Here is a 19761-nt window from a genome sequence, read left to right as displayed (position 1 = left end):
TAAAAAAATCGGGGGATAACAGCGATCAGAAGGTTGTTCTGTCATCGGAGTAGCAAGTGTAAATATTCTTGAGTTCAACGTATATACCAACCAAGCAGTCTTTGCGAACATGTTTCGCAGGGGCTGTTTTTTTTGCTGTTATCCATTGTAAATGCAAGATTATGGGTCCAGTGAAGGATTTTATCCCTCCATTGATGAATTGTCATCCTTACGATGTAAGCTCCGGCTTTTTATAATCAGAGTGTAAAGCCAAATGCTCAATATCTTGAGGAGGGTCAACCAGATGAAAAAAGGAATGACATTACTGCTTTCATTATTGCTTATCACTTCATGGACTTTGGCGGGATGTGCAAGCTCAAGTAACGAGCCACAGCAAGGCGCAGGTAATACACCTGTGGAGGAAACAAGTAAGGAACCGGTTGAGATGCTTCTCCGCCACACGCAGGTGGGAGCTGACAAACAGAAAAGACTGGCCATTCTGCAGGATGTTGTGGACAAAGTGGAGGGTGAGATACCCAATCTGACCTTTACGCTGGATGGCGTCGAATCTGATGTGAATCGTAAGGAAAAGCTTCGCGGAGAGATGGCGGCAGGCAACCCGCCGGATATATTTGAACTGTTCGGTAGCCCGGATTCCAAAGTTTATGCCAAGGAAGGTATGTTGCTTGATCTGACTCCGATCTTGCAAGAGCTGGGCATTCAAGACCAGTTTACATCGCTTGAACCGTTTACGTATGAAGGCAAAGTATATGGACTGCCGATTGGCGGTTCGGGCGAAGGTTTTTTCTATAATAAAGAGTACTTTGAACAAAAAGGATGGAAAGCTCCAACCACCATGGCTGAACTGGACAATATACTGGCCGAGATCAAGGCCGATGGCAAAGTGCCGCTGGCTTCTGCATCCAAGGCGGGCTGGGTGCCGCTTATGTTAACCAACCATCTGTGGTCCCGATATGCCGGGCCGGAGATTACCGCAAAGTTTGCAACAGGTGAAGCGAAGTGGACCGACCCGGGTGTGGTCCAAGGATTTGCCAAACATAAGGAATGGGTGGATAAAGGTTATTTCAAAAAAGGTGAACTGGGCTTTGAGTATGCCGAATATACCACCCAATTTACAAGCGGCGAAGCGGTGTTGATGTATGACGGAACATGGAAATCATCTGTATTCAAGGAAGGTCAGAGCGGTGAATCGCTCATTGGCAAGGTTGGATTCTTCAATATGCCTCCGGTAGAGAACGGAGCAGGGGATCAGACGTCTTTGATGCGGGATGTGAACAATGGATACGGATTCTCGGCAGCAGTGGCGGATGACCCGCAGAAGCTGGAAGCAGTGAAAGCTTTTATCAAAAATTTCTACAATGAAGATATGCAGGTCCGTGGCCTTGTGGAAGATGGTGTGTTGCCTGCCATGAAGCTGGATGAGAAAGTGCTGACCGACAGTATTACCGATGATCTGATGAAAGAAATTGTGGCCGTGCTTAATGCGTCCAAGACGTCGTTCCCGGCATTTGATGCACTCGTTCAGGCCGATGTGACGACTGAGATCGGCAATCTGCAGATTCAGAAGTTGATTGGTGGGCAGACCACGCCAGAGAAAATGGCAGAAGAGTTGCAAAAGGTGCAGGAGGAAGCAAACGCTTCCGTGGAATAAATCAATCCAAGTTGAAACTGCGTTCGTTGAAGTGACTGAAGGAGGCTGACCATGAATACTTCACTCCGCAGCCCGTTAATCTATACGTTATTTGTAATGCCAGCCCTAATTCTGTTTGTGATGTTCTTCTTATATCCTATTGGCAGCTCCCTGTATTACAGTCTGACGAGTTGGAATGGGGTATCGGCTGAGCCACGTTTTGTGGGTTTATCCAACTATGTGAAGGCACTGACCGATGAACGCTTTTGGATTTCCACACGGAATAACGGCTTTTTCATCGGATTCTCGGTACTGATTCAGGTACCCCTGATCGTCCTGTTTTCACTTCTTATTGCCAATGTGAAAAGGCTGAAGGGTCTGTATAAAACAGCTGTTTTTTTACCATCCATCATGTCGACAGCCGTTATCGGTATTTTATGGGGATTCATCTATGAACCGAATATCGGGCTATTAAACAAAATGCTTCATGTGCTGGGCATCGATCCCATCTACTGGTTATCCGATAACCGATTTGCCATGTTGTCCATCTTGGTGACCAATGCCTGGCAGTGGACGGGATTTTACATTGTCATGGTGTTGGCGGCCATACTGGCGATTCCTCGTGATCTGGATGAAGCAGCTGCAATTGATGGGGCAACAGCAGTACAACGTGCAATGCGAATTACGTTGCCGCTGATCCGGCCGATCATTTCAGTAGTGATCATGTTGTCCATCGCAGGTGCCATGAAAGCAGCCGACATCGTGATTGTCATGACCAAAGGTGGGCCCGCCGGGTCCACCGAGGTTCTGGCCACATACATGATCAAATACGCGATTACCAACTTCAAATATGGCTATGGCAATACCATTGCAGTGCTGATCTTTGCTCTGACGCTTGTGCTCACTGCGGTGTATCAACTGCTGGTGGCGAGGCGGAGCGAGAAGGTGGAATATTGATGGCAAAAAGCTTAAAAAGCAGTATACCTCATGTGTTGTTAATGTTGTACTTGATCGCGATTTTGTTTCCCTTTTTATTTGTAATTTTTTCTTCATTTAAGCAGGATAACAATGAAATCGCCCTGAATCCATTCGGTCTGCCTACAACATGGGAGTTTAACAATTACGTGGAGGCTTGGGTGAATGCCAAGATTGGCACGTATTTCTGGAACAGCCTGTACATTTCGGTTTTATCATCGGCGTGTACGATTGTGCTCGGTGCCATGTTTGCTTTTGCCGTAACCCGGATGAGACACCGGAGATGGAGCCTGTTTCTGTACAGCCTGATTCTGGCCGGTATGCTTATTCCCAACAATGCACTTATGCTGCCGATTTATCTGCTTGTACGCAAAATGGGCATATTGGATACCCATCTGGCATTGATCGTGCCCTATGTGGCCAATGCAATCCCTTTTACCATTATTATCCTGGCGGCTTTTATGCGTTCTCTGCCTGGAGAAATTGAGGAAGCGGCGGTCATGGACGGCTTGAGGGCCCCGGGTATCTTTGCTAAAATAGTGATACCTCTTACGGTTCCGGCTATTGTTACCGTTTTTATCGTTAATTTCCTCGGCAACTGGAACGAATTTTTACTCGCTAACTATTTCTTATCCACCGATAAATTGCGTACGCTGCCTGTGGGCATGGTCCAGTTTCGGGATCAATATCAGATGAACTATGCCCAGATGTCAGCAGGTATTGTATACAGCGTTGTACCTGTACTTGTGATCTACGCTATACTCCAGGAGAAAATTATAGAAGGAGTAACTGCAGGTGGTGTCAAAGGTTAATACCATGAACCAGTTGATAGGGAGAACGGGATATGAACTTGCGAATGAAGCTGGCCTTGGCATTTTTGCTGCTGATTATTGTACCGATGTGTGCGCTAGGCATTGGCATGTTTCTGGTCACATCACATACGATTGAGAAAAAATACAATCAACAGGCCGAATATGCACTTCAGGCCATTAGTTACAATATCGAGAATGTATTTCAGCAGATTAATAGTGTTACCGACAACGGGATAGCCACATCGGTTTTCCAAATGGCATTGAACGCCAAAGATCCGACCAAGCAGGATCTGGGAACCGGTAATCAGTTATCCCTGAATGCCAGCCAGCGCAATTTCCGTTCCCTTCTATATAACTATCCATTCATCAGTTATGCCTTTTTATATGATTTGCGTTCGTCCGAGAACAACCAGATTGTCTCCATTTTCACCAAAGAAAATTTTCAAGCCCTTCCTTTTCAGCAATTCAAAGTGCATCCCTTATTTAACGAAATTCAGCAACTCAATGGCGTGCCCAAATGGCTAGCACCTCTGGAATATCCCGAATTAACCGGGGTAGAGCCTGTCTTCACCCAGATCAGACTGGTCAAAGAACTCAGTTATTTTCAAAATATTGGCGTGCTTGTTGTGCAGATCAAAAAAGGAGAGATCGACCGGATCTTCCGTCACCTGCAAATCAGCGATTCGGCACAGGATACATCATTCCTGTTAATTAATGAAGAAGGGCTGATCGTCTATGATCCTGCAGGTATATATAACGGTGAGAACATGCAAAACCTTGGTGCTGAATCCGGCAGGTACGGTCCCGGTTTTAGCAGTGTCAGAACGGTCTTTGACGGTAAAGAGAGCATCATTTCGCAATATCATCTGAAGAACTATAACTGGAGTCTCGTCAGTGTGACTTCATGGGAAGCCTTATCTGCGGAAACCAATGCCTTTGCAGGTTGGTCTGTCATCATTATTCTGTCATGCCTGCTCGCAGCGATGATCTTTAATCTTTTTTTCATGAATCGCATTACGGGTAACATTGCTGTACTTGTCAGGTTTATGCGTCGTGTGGATGATGGTGATTTTAATGCGAGGGTGGAAGGAAAAGGATTCGATGAGATGCAGCTGCTTGCGCAAGGATTCAATGAACTATTGGATCGGATCGGGGGATTATTCCGTCGTGTTCGGGCAGAGCAAGAGCAGAAGGCCCAAGCGGAACTGCGTGTACTACAGGCCCAGATCAAACCTCATTTCCTGTTTAACACATTGGAATCCATTAATGGATTAGCGCTGCGAGGGGAGGGCCGCAAAGTAAGCGAGATGGTGACCCGACTTGGCAATATGCTTCGTATCAGCATTCAGGATCAGGAGGAGATTCCGCTGGGTGAGGAAATCAGGCATTTGCAGAGTTATCTGGAGATTCAACAGTACAGGTTCAGTGATTTGTTCACCTATGAGATTGACATTCCACCCCATTTATACAGCTCAATTCTGCTTAAGCTTACCCTCCAGCCTCTGGTGGAAAATAGTATTCAACATGGGTTTGAGGGGATCACCTATGCAGGTGTACTGCGGATAAGCGCATATACAGAACGGGATCATCTGGTGTTATATGTTGAGGATAATGGGATCGGTATTCCCCAGGAAATGCTCGCACGATTTGAGTATATGGCAGAAGATCCGCCGGAAGATATGCTCGCGGAAGGGGCGGAATCATTATCGTCCATAACGGAACGCAGGGGATTGGGATTACGAAGTGTAGCAGATCGAATTCGTATTCAATACGGGGCCGGGTATGGCATATTTATATGTTCAGCACCGGGGTATGGCACAGTTATTCGATGCATCATTCCATTATATGAGCAGGAGGAAGCCGGATGAATCTGACTGCAATGCTGGTTGACGATGAGCTGCCGATTCTGGAGAATCTGAACTTCATTTTACCCTGGGAAGAGATGGGGATTGAAATCACAGGTACAGCGAGAAGTGGTTTAGAAGCGCTGGGGAAAGTAACAGAAAGTCATCCAGACATTCTCTTGTGTGATATTCGGATGCCGTCTATGGATGGATTGGAACTTATTCGTTTGCTGCGAGAGCAGGGTGAAACGTGTGAGATTATTTTACTGACCGGCTATCAGCAGTTTGAATATGCTCGAACCGCTATCAAGTATAACGTACATGAATACATATGTAAGCCAATTGATTATTCGAATCTTGAACATAAACTGCGTGAACTTGCCGGGCAGATCCAGAAGAAACGTCTGGCAAACGAATCGGAACGTTATCGCAGCCAAGAGATGGAAAGCTGGATCAGACATAAACAGTTGATTGACCTGTTGCGAGGAGAAGCACCTTTGAAGATTGCCTATCCTGCCTCTGTTCCTGAATTCATAACAACTACTGCACCTTATACGTTGCTGCTGGTGGATGCAGTCGGTTATTTTCGCCATTCTATCGGCTGGTCCGAGCTTCAGCATCAACGATGGCATGAGATCGTAAGTTCCAGACTTAGGGAAGTGGCAGAGAGAATTATAGATGACTGTCAGATTCTTTCGACCCGCAAAGGTGAGTGGTGCATCCTGCTGGAGGCATCGGGGGAGTGGAAACGTCGCTCAGAGGAACTGGCCCATCAACTGTGTCTCGAATTAAATGGGATATTGTCCTTGGATTCAAGTGTGAAGGTTAGGGTTGTTCAGGATGCTGTGCCCGTGAACCTGGAAAGTCAAATTCTGGAGCGATACCGGCATTGTCAAAAAATACTGATGTCCCATTCGGAGAGTGAAGACAAGGTGCTGAAGGCGAGTTGTCCCAAAACCACCTTATCGTATGATCATACGGCTTCCAAAGGGGCTAACTCATGGATTACAAGAGAAGATCTGGAGCTTGTTACTCGGTGGATTCGTCAAGGGAACAAGCAGGGGTTACGTGATGTATTGGACCGGCTTAAACAGCAAATGGGGAATTCAGGACAATCCTTCAGCAAGATAGATGAAACCAATCTTCGGTTTATGCTTGTGCACATGCTTCGTGAACTGCGGGAAGTGCAGGCCCTCGCTGAAGAGCACGAAGTGAATTTTTGGAATGCACTGCAAGGGGCCGTATCCATGAGGGAACTCCTTGAACTTGCAGAGGTTGTTACCCATGCCTATCAGGGCAAACAAACGCAGCCACGTCCTTCTGTATCGGAACTGATCTTGTCTGCATGTGAGTATATGGATGCACGGCTGCAACAGGACTTGGGAATAGATGAAGTCTCCGATTGGCTTGGAATCAGCCCGGGATACTTCTGCCAGCTATTTAAAACCCAAATGGGTGTTACTTTTGTGGAATATATGACGCAGAAACGGATGGAAAGTGCCGCTTTATTGTTGAGTACAACCGAATGGAGCATTACAGCGATTGGGGAAGCGACAGGGTTCAAGGAGCGCCGTTACTTCTCCAAGGTGTTTCATAAACACTTCCATATGAAACCCTCGGAGTACAGGCAGAGCAAACGATTGGGTTCGTAGTGGCAAGGGGAACGGGAGGAGAGGTCAAATGAAACTCTTAAATGATCTGACATTGGAGCAAAAGGTAGGCCAATTGTTGATGTGTGGATTTCACGGTCAGCAAGCAGATGAACAGATTACTCGCTTAATCCGTGAATATCACGTCGGGGGTGTCATTTATTTCCGGCGCAATGTCGAAAGTGTAGATCAATTGACACGGCTGTCCGCCGAACTGCAAGATATGGCTGCTGAAGCGGGGGCCCTACCACTCATGATTTCGGTAGACCAGGAAGGTGGCATGGTTGCACGGATTGACAAAGAGGGAATGACCCAAGTGCCGGGTAATATGGCACTTGGTGCGACAGGCAATCCGGAATATACCCTGGAGTGTGCCCAAATTCTGGGTCGTGAGTTAAAAAGCATCGGTATTGATATGAACCTTGCGCCAGTGGTCGACGTGAATAACAACCCGCTTAACCCGGTTATCGGTGTGCGTTCGTATGGTGAACATGCTGAAAGTGTGGCCACTCATGGCGTAGCAGCCATCACCGGATATCAATCACAGGGCATAGCTGCTACTGCCAAACATTTTCCTGGACACGGAGATACCGCCGTAGATTCTCATCTTGGTATGGTTACAGTACCTCATGATCGAAACAGGCTGGAACAGATGGAGTTGTTACCGTTCCGTAAGGCGATTGAGGCCGGAGTTGATGCTATTATGACAGCTCATGTGATGTTCCCTTCGATTGAGCCCGAGCCCATTCCGGCAACGTTGTCACATAAGGTGTTAACGGGTCTGCTACGTGAGGAAATGGGTTTTGAAGGCATTATTATTACAGACTGTCTTGAAATGCATGCAATATCCAAGCCATATGGGGTAGCTGAAGCTGCCGTTCGTGCTGTGGAGGCAGGAGCAGATCTGATTCTGGTGAGTCATACCTTGCAAGATCAGGTTGCTGCGCTGGAAGCCATTGTGAAAGCAGTTCGAACGGGGCGCATTTCGGAAGAGGTTATTCATCAGGCGGTGGAACGCATTATGACATGGAAAAAAAAGCGCTGCGGCCAGCAGAATGATCATCTTGTTTCGCCGAAAGCGAGTGAAACGTTCGAAGGAGCAGATGTTGAACCTGTTAAAAACAATGAATCCATTGAATCCACTGAACCCAGTGATCCCAGTGAATTAAACGAATCGACATTGTTCAAGATTGCATCAAGCAGTATTACCATCGTTCATAATGATGGGCTGCTGCCGTTGGACCCAGAGAAGGACGTGTATGTCATCTGGCCTGAGGTTGTGCAGCGGACAGAAGTGGATGAACCATGGTCCCATACAGAATCGTTGGGTATGGCGTTATCGCAGCTGCGAGGCACAGTTCGTGAGCACAAAATTACTACTCAGCCCACTTATGATGAAGCAGATCGGATATTGGCTGATGTGTCGGAGAGTGAACAAGTTATCGTATGTACGTACACATCGGCAGGTCATCTTCCGAAAGGGCAACAGTATTTGGTTGAAAAGCTTAGTAAGAATCATTCGCTGATTGTAATTGCTCTGCGCAATCCATATGATCTGCTGGAGATTTCGAGGCCGGGAAGTTATGTGTGTACGTATGAGAATACACCTGCAGTTGTTCGGGTACTGTCCCATGTGTTAACCGGTGGACTGCAGCCAACAGGAAGTCTGCCTGTCCGTTTGCGCTAGGCCTATTCAATCCTTACATCTCTCTGCGATATGGTGCTGATTGACCATCTCCTGGAGAGATTTTTTTGTTGGAATTTTCTATTGGTTAATTTTGGGATATGAATGCTAAAAAGATAATTGATAGATAACTATTTTCATAGTATTTTCCTTCTATTAAAAGTTTACAATTCTCCTCTTAACTTTTTAGCAACTTTTCCCGGTTCCAAGCGTCTAATAATATGACTTTTTGAGGGGGATATTTATAAAATGGGAGCAGAAGGAGCCAAAGACAAAGAATGAATTTGAAGAAGAAATTGTCCATACTTACCGCTTTTGCTGTGTTTCAGGCGTTTGCAGTGATTCCTGCCAATGCACAATCAGCAGATCAGAGCGATACTACATCAGTGAATACAGCCAAAGTTAAATCCGTGGAGGTTGTGAAGAAAGAACAAACCATCGCGGAATCCGAAGTGAAATCCGGAACAAACACTCCAACATCAAATAATGAAACAACTGAAGAAGTGAACCCTGAGACAGATGTTCCTACAGGAACAGACGCGACTCCTGTTGAGCCGGTAATTGAACCTACAGACGAAGAAGGTACAGCTGAGGAAACACCAGCACCTGCACCAGTAGAAGTGGAGCAACCATCTACAGGCAGTTCATCTGTTGCTGGAGGCGGGGGTGGAGACCTCACTCTTTATATGAACAGTAATAAAATGATGCAAGATGGCAAAACGTATCTTGCTGGACAGCCGATGGCTGTTAAAAATGGAGTATCCTATGTAGCGATCCGTGCTCTCGTTGATCGGGTTGGCTATGATGTCAAATATGATAACACAACCAAAGAAACGATCATTATTAGTGGCGAAGATGAGTTGCGTTTCAAAACAAACAGCAAGATCTATACCGTTAATGGTGTGTCCAGAACGATGAAGGGCGCGGCTTATCAACAAAAAAATACGTTCATGGTGCCGTTGACTTCAATTACACAGGCTCTGGACATTACGTATAAAGTAAATCAATCTGCCAAAACGGTTGTATTGAATCTGAGTACCAAACCGGTGGCAAGCTTCACGGTACAAAAAGAGGTTTTTGCCGGAGACCAGGTAACCTACACAACCAGATCCAGCTCTCCCAAGGGACTCAGCATTGTAGATGAGCGTTGGACAGGCCGTCAGGATTCATTCGACCAACCAGGTGTATACACAGTAACCTATGCGGTCCAGGATTCAAGTGGCCAATGGAGTGATCCGTATTCGGTTACGATTAAGGTTGAAAGGCCAAACCTGCCTCCTGTTGCGATGTTTACGACAGATAAAGAAGAATACAAAATGGGTGAGAAAATCACTTATATTGATCAAAGTACAGATGATGAGAACGCAATTGTAAAAACAGAATGGGATAACAATGCACTTGCATTCTTTGTTCCAGGACCGAAGACCGTAACGATTACAGTTACCGATAAACATGGTGCTAACAATAGCTATACCAAGATGATCAATATTACGGGAGAAACACTTTATAGTGTGACTGACTTCAATCAATTGTTCACACCAGTCGGTGAGAAGTTCACTTTTGACGGTGGTGGAGTACCGGCATTGGAGAAAGTACCTTTCACTTATTATGATGAACCAAGTCTGCTGATCCGCAGTAACAGCCCGGAAACCGTGAATACGGAAGGTATTGTGTACAAGGAATCTTCCTTCGGACAGACACGCTTCATGATTCACCATGTGAACAACACGGGCAAAAACGTGAAAATGTATGTTGTAGCGACAAACAACAATGCATACACGGCGTCCATTGACCAACAAAACATGGGTTTTGCAGGACCGTCTCCTTTTGCAACGGTAGCTGGAAAGCTGTCGATTGACCGTTGGTTCCAGTCGATGCAGAATGGTACCGGACAAAAGAAAGTGTACATCCAGCCAGGAGAAAGCAAGCTGATTCTTAATGATCTGAGCGTTCTTCCGATGAAACAGGGACAAGTCATTTCCTTGTATTCGGATGTATTCAGTGACTATGAACTGGACTACAACATTATCATGATTGAAGAAAACAAGGACCCGATGGAAGTGTTATCGAGCCTGCCGGTTCTGGATCGTGATGGAGTTCACAACCGTGGTACCTATCCCAATGCAACACGGATCATTACGTATGATCAAGAAGTAGGGTCGAAACCTGCACGTCTTCCACTTGGAGACAATGCAAGTGATCCAAACCTTGTGGGAACGGACCCTATGGCTTACACGGAAGCGTCCAACGCAGGTAACTTCGGTGTATTGTACAAAATTACATTGAATAATGTTGCTCCGCGCACGTTGATTTCATTCAACCCTCGTGGTGGCAGATACTCAGGTGTGGCACTTGTGAATGGACAGGTCGTTCAGATTTCCACAGGTAAATCTGTCACTGCACCTAATGAGCAAAGTGTTATGTATCGCACAGGTTCGTACGGCGAGAGTGTAACCATTCTCTTCTCGGCGGCACCAGGAAGTAACTTGCCTGTTAACCTGCTGTTCACGCCGCTTCCGGCTGAAAAGTAATAACTTGAACGTGCACGGACGGTTTGGAGTGAAAGCTTATATCATATATACCCGTTCACCCCAAAAGTCGCCCGAACGATTGATCATCTGAACCGTCAGGAAGGGACTCCATCAAAATGTAATGTCATTAGCTCAAGCTAGACTAATGGCAATGCATGTGCATGGAGTCCTTTTTTATATGATGTTGGAATGACCTAACCCGGTGTCTTCGTTGACTCTAATCGTAATATGATGCATTATTAGAGGTATACAAGAAAGCAAAAGTTTTCGCTTTTGCCGAATAAACTGTCGCTCTATGAATGATGCAAAATGCTCGTATGACAGGAGGTGCTTTAGATCATGCTGTCGACAGAACAGATTATTTCGACCATGTCCTCACAGGGGCTTCGCATTACCGATCAGCGGAAAACACTGGCCCGGTTATTTGCCGAGTCTCCGGGGTATCTTACACCCAAGGACGTCTATGAATATATGGGTAAGACTTACAGCGGACTGAGTTTTGACACAGTATATCGTAATTTGCGGGTGATGCAGGAACTGGGTGTACTGGAACAGGTCATCTTCGAAGATGGCGTTAAATTCAAAGCGCACTGTAGTGAAGATCATCATCACCATCATATGATCTGTCTGAAGTGTCAGAAGACATATCCTATTATTTTTTGCCCGATGCAGCTTGCGGATGCGCCTGAGCAATTTCAGGTTGTAGACCACAAGTTCGAGGTATTTGGATATTGTAAGGACTGTGCTGAGCATGCTCCGGCCAAAGCGGCATCGGGACATCAACACGCTCATGGGAAGCACTGACCATGAAGTTATCGCGCAGAATTGCTCAGGCACCCATTCGGGTGTACCGCAACTATATCTCTCCATTAACACCGCCAACATGTCGGTTCTATCCGAGCTGTTCGGCTTATGCCATGGAGGCGATTGAAGTGCACGGTGCGCTCAAAGGTTCGTTGTTATCAGCGAAACGTATTGCCAAATGTCACCCGTTTCATCCAGGCGGTGTAGATCTGGTGCCACCAAAGGTGGAGAAATCCATGATGGTATCAGAGTAACGATGTAACTTGAAGTATTCGGGTGGCCTGGAAGCAGGCCAGGATTGAACTTGAGTATGCTGTCCACTTGACAAAGGGGTCCGCATTTCAGTATATTTTTCCTATATATGCGAGTTCAAAAAGTCTAGTTTTAACTTTTTGAACAACTTCTATATGATTTCCAGTGAAGGGATAAGTACAGACACACCCCCAGTGCAGAGAGCCGGATGAGCTGAGAACCGGTCTGGGAGGAGGATGGAACATGGTCCCGGAGGAACCTCTTTCGAGCGTGCAGACAGTGATTTCAGAGCTGCTGTCGTAAGGCTGAGGCGTGATCCAGCGTTAATGGGCGGTCGAAGGACCGACAGAGCCTGTGTTTTGCGAAAAACATGGGGAATTTGGGTGGTAACACGTGAGAGCAACTCTCGTCCCATAGGGGCGGGAGTTTTTTTTGTTCTTTTTTAGTTGTTTTGGACGAAGGGATCACATGAAGCAGGAACATTTGAAGGAGGAGAAGTCATTCATGGCTGACCAAAAAACATTTTATCTGACAACCCCGATTTATTATCCGAGTGACAAATTGCATATTGGGCATGCGTATACAACTGTGGCGGGAGATGCGATGGTTCGTTACAAGCGTCTACGCGGTTATGATGCTCATTATCTGACAGGAACCGACGAACATGGCCAGAAGATTGAGCGCAAGGCACAAGAGAAAGGACAGACACCGCAAGCTTTTATCGACGATATCGTTGTGGGGATCAAGGAACTGTGGAACAAGTTGGACATTTCCAATGACGACTTTATCCGTACAACCGAAGAACGTCACAAAACCATTGTTCAGGATATCTTTGACCGTTTGCTGAAACAGGGAGATATCTACAAAGGTGAGTACGAAGGCTGGTACAGCATTCCGGATGAGACGTATTACACGGAGACTCAACTGGTGGATGTAGAGAAGAATGAGAAGGGTGAGATTATCTCGGCCAAGAGCCCGGATAGCGGACACCCGGTTGAATTGGTCAAAGAAGAATCTTACTTCTTCCGTATGAGCAAATATGCAGATCGTTTGTTGAAATATTATGAAGAGAACCCGGGCTTTATTCAGCCGGAATCCCGTAAGAACGAGATGATCAACAACTTCATCAAGCCAGGTCTTGAAGATTTGGCCGTATCGCGGACTACATTTGAATGGGGCGTCAAAGTTAAAGGCGATCCAAAACACGTGGTTTACGTGTGGATTGATGCGTTGTCCAACTATATTACAGCACTGGGCTACGGTTCATCCGATGCATCCCTGTATAACAAGTTCTGGCCTGCGGATGTACATTTGGTAGGTAAAGAAATTGTTCGTTTCCATACGATCTACTGGCCAATTATGTTGATGGCGCTGGACTTGCCTTTGCCGAAGAAAGTGTTTGCACATGGCTGGTTGTTGATGAAAGATGGCAAGATGTCCAAATCAAAAGGTAATGTCGTTGATCCGGTTACCCTGATTGACCGTTACGGTCTCGATGCACTGCGTTATTACCTGCTGCGCGAAGTACCGTTTGGTTCCGATGGTACATTTACACCAGAGAGCTTCGTAGAGCGTGTCAACTCCGACCTCGCGAACGATCTGGGTAACCTGTTGAACCGTACCGTTGCCATGGTAGACAAATATTTTGAAGGCAAAGCCCCTGCGTTTGCTTCAAATGTAACGGAATTTGATGCTTCGCTGGAAGAAGCAGGCCATGCTACAGTGGAAAAAGTGGAACAGGCGATGGAAAACCTGCAGTTTTCCGTAGCACTGACAGCGATCAGCCAGTTTGTCAGCCGCACCAACAAATATATTGATGAGACGCAGCCATGGGCGCTGGCTCGTGATGAAGCAAAACGCGATGAATTGGCATCCGTTATGGCTCACCTGATCGAAAGCTTGCGAATTTCTTCGATTCTGTTGCAACCGTTCCTGACACGTGCTCCTCATAAAATCTGGGCACAGCTCGGCATTCAGGAGGGTGAACTTACGGCTTGGGATACAGCCAAGCAATGGGGTCTGGTTCCAACTGGAAACGCATTGCAAAAAGGTGATCCAATCTTCCCGCGTTTGGATTCCGAACAGGAAATTGCTTATATCTCCGAAGCAATGACTGGTGGCCAAAAAGCAGCACAACCTGAAACAAGTCAAGCAGATGCTGGAGCTTCAGCATCTGTTGAACCGGTAACAGCCCCAGAAGGTACCGAAGAGATCGGGATTGACGATTTTGCCAAAGTTGAACTGCGTGTCGCGCAAGTCATTGCCTGCGAACCGGTCAAAAAAGCGGATAAGTTGCTGAAATTGCAGCTCGATCTGGGTTATGAGCAGCGTCAGGTCGTATCGGGAATCGCGAAGTTCTATTCGCCAGAAGAGATGGTTGGACGCAAAGTCATCTGTGTGACCAACCTCAAACCGGTGAAACTTCGTGGTGAACTGTCTCAGGGTATGATCCTTGCAGCATCGCATGGCGACCAGCTTACACTGGCTACAGTACCAGACAACATGCCTAATGGTGCACAAGTAAAATAAGAATTAAGTTATGAAATTGCTTCAAATACTGTCGTAACTATGACTCAAGGTGGCCCGATGTAATTCGGGTCCCTTTTTTTGTTGATATAATTCGTATCTGACGGGAAGAGAACAAGCATATACTGTTATGAACTCCGTACTTCAGGAAAGAATGAATAGGACGGGATAGCTTGACAAGTAGGTTCAGGTTACCTATAATTCTTTCAGTAATGTTTACGATTAAGAGATGCGGAGTGAATCATAATGACATTTTATAAAGTGCAACATCAAGTTCAGGATAACCGGACAGGGAAGACGAGCAAAAGAGGCAACATGAAGTTACTGTGGACGGGTTTGCTTATTCTCACTTTGCTGGTATTGTCAGCGTGTGGGCAGGATAGTTCCAATAGTGCGAAGATTGTGGAAGGCAAGGTAAACGTTGTGACCACATTTTATCCTGTATATGCTTTTACAACTGCAATCGGTGGTGAGGATGCCAATGTCATTAACCTGCTGCCAACGGGAGTAGAGCCACATGACTGGACTCCGAAGAGTCAGGATATCGTTAATACGTCCAAGGCACAGCTGTTTCTCTATAATGGAGCTGGACTGGAAGGATGGGTGCCGAATTTCCTGAAGTCGCTGAATAGCGATACACAGGTGAAGTCTGTTGCCGTTAGTGAAGGTGTTAAGCTGTTAACAGCTGAGGGTGATGATGGGCACGGTCACGGCGAAGAGCACGAAGACGAGCATGCAGATGAACATACAGATGAGGCTACCAGTGAAGAGGTCGCTGATCATCATATTGATCCACATACGTGGGTTAGTCCGAAATCAGCCATGATCATGGCTGAAAACATCAAAAATAGTCTGGTCGAGGCAGATCCTGATCACAAAGCAGGTTACGAACAACGTTATGAAGAGCTTCGTACCAAGCTTGAGACGCTGGATCAGCGTTTTACAGATGAATTGGCTAATGTACCAAACAACGAGATTGTTGTCTCGCACCAAGCGTTTGGCTACCTTGCACGTGATTATGGATTAACCCAGCATGCCATTATGGGACTTTCCCCGGATGCTGAACCGACAGGACAGGATATTGTGAAGCTTGCGAAACTGGTTAAAGATGAAGGCATTAAATACATTTTCTTCGAAGAGCTGGTATCTGACAAATTGGCGAAAACACTGGCAAGTGAAGCAGGAGTGGAGACCATGGTCCTTAATCCGGTTGAGGGATTGACCAAGGAGCAGGCAACAAACGGGGATGATTATTTCACCCTCATGGAGAAAAATTTGCAAAATCTGCTGATCGCATTAAAATAAGATATAATGAAGAATTTAGATCGAAGAGTCTTTACCGTTCACGGTGAAGGCTCTTAGGACGCTATGGGATTCTTATATATAATGAAGGGCGGCTTTGCCATGCAGCAAATCATGCCACTATGTCATGATCCAATTATAGAGATCGAGAAACTATCATTTTCCTACGGGGACCAGCGAGTGATTGAGAATCTCGATTTTATGGCCCAGGAGCGGGACTTTGTCGGGATTATCGGTTCCAATGGGGCGGGTAAAACGACATTGCTGCGCATGCTGGTAGGACTTCTTCCTCCTGCGCAGGGAGATATCAAACTATTCGGACAGTCGATCCGCAGGTTCAAGGACTGGGACCGAATCGGGTATGTGCCGCAAAAGAATGCATTTAACCCGTTGTTCCCTGCGACCGTTCGTGAAGTGGTCATGTCAGGCTTGTATAATAACAAAAACATGTTCCGTCGTATGTCTCGCAAATGTCAGCAACAGTGCACGGATGCTCTGCAAGTCATGCGGATCGAGGATCTGGCGAACAAACGTATTGGTCAATTGTCCGGCGGACAGCAGCAGCGTGTATTTTTGGCACGAGCGCTTATCAATCACCCGGATCTGTTGATTCTGGATGAACCTACTGTAGGTATTGATGCTGAATCACAGGCCAGTTTCTTTGAACTGATTACCCATATGCATGAACATCATCGAATGACTTTTCTAATGGTGTCTCATGATATGGATCGGATGGAGAGTTATCTGGGTTCTGAAGCTGTGGTAACGAATGGTAAAATTAATTTTCATGTCCGTCATTCGCATGAGGTACAAGATTGTGCTGAGACCAATCTGCAACATACCACTGCACAGGTACGCTAGCCGTATTTGTGGCCCATTAGATTAGAGTAAGGCCGAAGGAGTCGTGTTTGTTTTGGAAATATTAATGAGTGATTTTTTTCAGCGTGCCCTGGCGGGTGGGTTGTTAATTGGCATTACCGCTCCGTTAATCGGACTGTTCCTGGTCTTGCGGCGGTTATCCATGATCGGAGACACCTTGTCTCATGTGACCATTGCCGGTGTTGCACTTGGATTCCTGATTGAAGTGTATCCCATTGCAGTGGGCTTGATATTTGCCGTGCTTGCTTCATTTGCGATAGAGAAATTGCGCAAAGCGTACAAGAGTTACGCCGAATTATCGATTGCCATTATCATGTCCGGAGGCGTGGCTCTTGCTTCCTTGTTCTTTACGCTGGGCAAGGGATATAATGCAGATGTCATGAGTTATTTGTTCGGCAGTATATATACATTAGACGCTACGGATCTGAAGCTGGTAGGTGTGGTTACGCTGATCGTGGTGATTGTAGTGGCATTGTTACATAAGGAATTTTTCCTGCTCAGCTTTGAGGAAGATGCGGCAGCGGTTACAGGGTTGCCTGTGAGAATTCTGAACATGTTAATCACTGTGATGACAGCACTTGTCATTAGCACGGCGATCAAGATTGTTGGTGCGCTTCTGGTGTCAGCACTATTGACCATTCCGGTAGCGGTCAGCCTGTTGATGGCCCGAAGTTTCAAATCCGCCATTATTTTGTCCGTGGTGATTGGCGAAATTGCCGTAGTCCTTGGACTGGTCGTAGCAGGTATCTGGAACCTCGCACCTGGAGCAACGATTGTATTATTACTGATCATGATGCTGATTCTGACGATGATTGGAAAAAAAGGGTTCCGAGCCTGACGACTGAACGAGCAAGCACGTGAGCCCGGGGAAGGGAGACATCCGCTTCATGCCTGATGTTAATGTATGGATGGCTTTTGTAGCAGGTTTGGTCTCATTTATATCACCATGTTGTCTTCCGCTGTATCCATCATACCTCTCTTATATTACAGGTATGACGGTGCAACAATTGAAGGATGATCGTAATCAGCGCGAAGTCCGCTTTAAGACCATGACGCATACGCTGGCGTTTATTTTAGGCTTCTCGGCTGTATTTTATTCGCTTGGCCTTGGTGCTGGACTGTTTGGCCAATTTTTCAATGATAACCGGGAACTGATTCGGCAATTGTCTGCGATTTTGATTATGCTTATGGGGTTGTTTTTGCTTGGTGTGTTCAAGCCACAGTTTCTGATGAAGGAACGCAAGATGGATATGAAATGGAAACCTGCAGGCTATCTGGGCTCTTTTATATTTGGCATCGGTTTCTCAGCAGGGTGGTCGCCTTGTATTGGTCCCATTCTAACAGCGATCATTGCGATGGCTGCAAGTGAGCCCACAACCTGGTTGGCGTTAATTACAGGGTATACGGCAGGGTTTGCAATCCCGTTCTTCATTTTGGCGTTTTTCATCGGTTCGACACGCTGGATCTTACGCTATTCCAATGTCATGATGAAAGTCGGGGGAGCATTAATGTTGTTCCTTGGGGTATTGCTTTTTACAGATCAGATGACGAAGATTACGATCTGGTTGCAGCAGATTACACCAGACTGGATGATTATTTAAACGGATGAACTGAATTTGAATTAAAAAATGCATGACAAAGCAGGCTACATGTTACCAGAGACATTCTGGGTCATGTAACCTGCTTTTTAATCGTTTGTTAGGAATGCCTATACGAGCATATCATTACGGGCAGTCGCGTTTTTCGTTTAGGTGAAGTAATCAATATTGGCTAGTGGAAAATGTTCAAAGATCCGTTCCGTAATGAATTCGCGCAGCGCATCTTGCTGGTCATCCTTATACACATACTTGTACTGACCCCAGCGGCCCCATTTCATCTTGCGTTTCTCGATATCCATCTCCAGCTTGGTTTTTGGATAACGTTTCTCAATGGTTGCTTTGGCCGTTTTGGTAAAACGGTGCTGGATCATCTCAAAGGTAAGATCCTTGGTTGCTTCCTCTGGAAGTGTGTCTGCGAGCTTCTGCAACAGCTCCGAGTATCCTTCTTCCCAGCCTTCATACCACATGATCGGAGCGATAATGAATCCCAAGGGATAACCGGCGTGTGCAATTTTGCCAGCAGCTTCAATACGTTCCTCAAATCTAGAGGTAGCTGGTTCAAAGTTTTTGATGACATAATCCGAATTGACACTAAACCGGATACGGGTGTGGCCGTTATGTTTAAGGTTCAGCAACGGATCAACGTGATGATATTTGGTTACAAATCGCAAGCGTCCATATTCTTCTTCCGCCATAAAACGAATCAGGTCACTTAAATTCTCCGTGATATGCTCGAGTCCTACGGGATCTGACGTACAGGCGGCTTCAAATCGCGTGATTTCAGGTGCGCGTTCTTCGATGTATCCTTTGGCTGCCTGAATGATCTCCTCGGTATTAACATAGACACGGACATAAGGTTTGGCACCAAGGGTAGTTTGAAGATAACAATAATGGCAGTGCCCCATACAGCCTGTAGAGATGGGAATGGCATATTCCGCTGAAGGTTTCGACTGGTCAAATTTGAGTGTTTTGCGCACACCAACGACCAGAGTACGCTTTGCCATCCGATATTTTTCTTGTTCGGTTTCACCCGGCAAGTTTGTGATTCGGTTATGGGATGTGGTCATCTGATAAGGTATGTTTTTGGATGTCACCCATTCCATAATCCGTTTGCCTTTGTCATATTCCAACGCACCGGGTTCAAAATACACCAAATCGGGAATAAAGGGTTTAGTACCTTTTGCTTTACGAACTGGCGGTGAGGCTACACTTGTACTCACGAAATCACTCCTTTCGATGCGGAACTTTGCTTAGTTTGCCTCGTTTGGGGAGAAG

At 46.2% G+C, this 19761-nt stretch carries 15 protein-coding genes; 14 read left to right on the top strand and 1 reads right to left on the bottom strand.

Features of this window, described 5'->3' with window-relative positions; genetic code table 11:
• The first annotated feature begins 283 nt into the window (after window positions 1-283).
• The 14 genes from NST38_RS20090 to NST38_RS20025 all read left to right on the top strand — a co-directional run bounded on the left by NST38_RS20090 (window position 284) and on the right by NST38_RS20025 (window position 18489).
• Window positions 284-1651: an ABC transporter substrate-binding protein gene (locus NST38_RS20090; RefSeq protein ID WP_076250989.1), complete on the top strand. Its 1368-nt coding sequence runs from the start codon at window positions 284-286 to the stop codon at window positions 1649-1651.
• Between the two features lie 51 nt (window positions 1652-1702).
• Window positions 1703-2587: a carbohydrate ABC transporter permease gene (locus tag NST38_RS20085; RefSeq protein ID WP_076250991.1), complete on the top strand. Its 885-nt coding sequence runs from the start codon at window positions 1703-1705 to the stop codon at window positions 2585-2587.
• A complete protein-coding gene (locus tag NST38_RS20080; RefSeq protein ID WP_076250993.1) occupies window positions 2587-3417 on the top strand; it encodes a carbohydrate ABC transporter permease in 831 nt (276 codons plus the stop codon). Before NST38_RS20085 ends, NST38_RS20080 begins: the two co-directional genes overlap by 1 nt.
• A 32-nt stretch (window positions 3418-3449) precedes the next feature.
• Window positions 3450-5285: a cache domain-containing sensor histidine kinase gene (locus NST38_RS20075; protein ID WP_076250995.1), complete on the top strand. Its 1836-nt coding sequence runs from the start codon at window positions 3450-3452 to the stop codon at window positions 5283-5285.
• Window positions 5282-6913: a response regulator transcription factor gene (locus NST38_RS20070; protein ID WP_076250998.1), complete on the top strand. Its 1632-nt coding sequence runs from the start codon at window positions 5282-5284 to the stop codon at window positions 6911-6913. The genes NST38_RS20075 and NST38_RS20070 overlap by 4 nt, the downstream gene beginning before the upstream one ends.
• A 28-nt stretch (window positions 6914-6941) precedes the next feature.
• Window positions 6942-8597, top strand: a complete 1656-nt coding sequence (nagZ, locus tag NST38_RS20065) for a beta-N-acetylhexosaminidase (protein WP_076250999.1) — start codon at window positions 6942-6944, stop codon at window positions 8595-8597.
• Window positions 8598-8872: 275 nt separating this feature from the next.
• Window positions 8873-11125, top strand: a complete 2253-nt coding sequence (locus tag NST38_RS20060) for a stalk domain-containing protein (protein WP_076251002.1) — start codon at window positions 8873-8875, stop codon at window positions 11123-11125.
• Between the two features lie 339 nt (window positions 11126-11464).
• Entirely contained in the window at window positions 11465-11929 is a 465-nt protein-coding gene (locus NST38_RS20055) for a Fur family transcriptional regulator (protein WP_074095707.1), read from the top strand.
• 2 nt (window positions 11930-11931) lie between these two features.
• Window positions 11932-12183: a membrane protein insertion efficiency factor YidD gene (gene yidD / locus NST38_RS20050; protein ID WP_076251004.1), complete on the top strand. Its 252-nt coding sequence runs from the start codon at window positions 11932-11934 to the stop codon at window positions 12181-12183.
• A gap of 502 nt (window positions 12184-12685) precedes the next feature.
• A complete protein-coding gene (metG, locus tag NST38_RS20045) occupies window positions 12686-14710 on the top strand; it encodes a methionine--tRNA ligase (protein ID WP_370511420.1) in 2025 nt (674 codons plus the stop codon).
• Between the two features lie 243 nt (window positions 14711-14953).
• A complete protein-coding gene (locus NST38_RS20040; protein WP_083684430.1) occupies window positions 14954-16012 on the top strand; it encodes a metal ABC transporter solute-binding protein, Zn/Mn family in 1059 nt (352 codons plus the stop codon).
• A gap of 99 nt (window positions 16013-16111) precedes the next feature.
• Entirely contained in the window at window positions 16112-16870 is a 759-nt protein-coding gene (locus tag NST38_RS20035; protein ID WP_074096964.1) for a metal ABC transporter ATP-binding protein, read from the top strand.
• Between the two features lie 52 nt (window positions 16871-16922).
• A complete protein-coding gene (locus NST38_RS20030; RefSeq protein ID WP_017687569.1) occupies window positions 16923-17726 on the top strand; it encodes a metal ABC transporter permease in 804 nt (267 codons plus the stop codon).
• Window positions 17727-17775: 49 nt separating this feature from the next.
• Complete coding sequence (locus NST38_RS20025; protein ID WP_076251009.1) at window positions 17776-18489, top strand: cytochrome c biogenesis CcdA family protein; 714 nt, start codon at window positions 17776-17778, stop codon at window positions 18487-18489.
• 146 nt (window positions 18490-18635) lie between these two features.
• On the opposite strand, the gene splB is transcribed toward NST38_RS20025, so the two are convergent.
• Window positions 18636-19706, bottom strand: a complete 1071-nt coding sequence (splB, locus tag NST38_RS20020) for a spore photoproduct lyase (RefSeq protein WP_076251011.1) — start codon at window positions 19704-19706, stop codon at window positions 18636-18638.
• Window positions 19707-19761 lie beyond the last annotated feature (55 nt).

Origin of the sequence: Paenibacillus sp. FSL H8-0104 (assembly GCF_038050215.1) — a bacterium.
Taxonomy (GTDB): Bacteria; Bacillota; Bacilli; order Paenibacillales; family Paenibacillaceae; genus Paenibacillus; species Paenibacillus amylolyticus.
The sequence above is the reverse complement of the archived record's forward strand: the minus strand, read 5'-3'. Positions and strand labels throughout refer to the sequence as shown.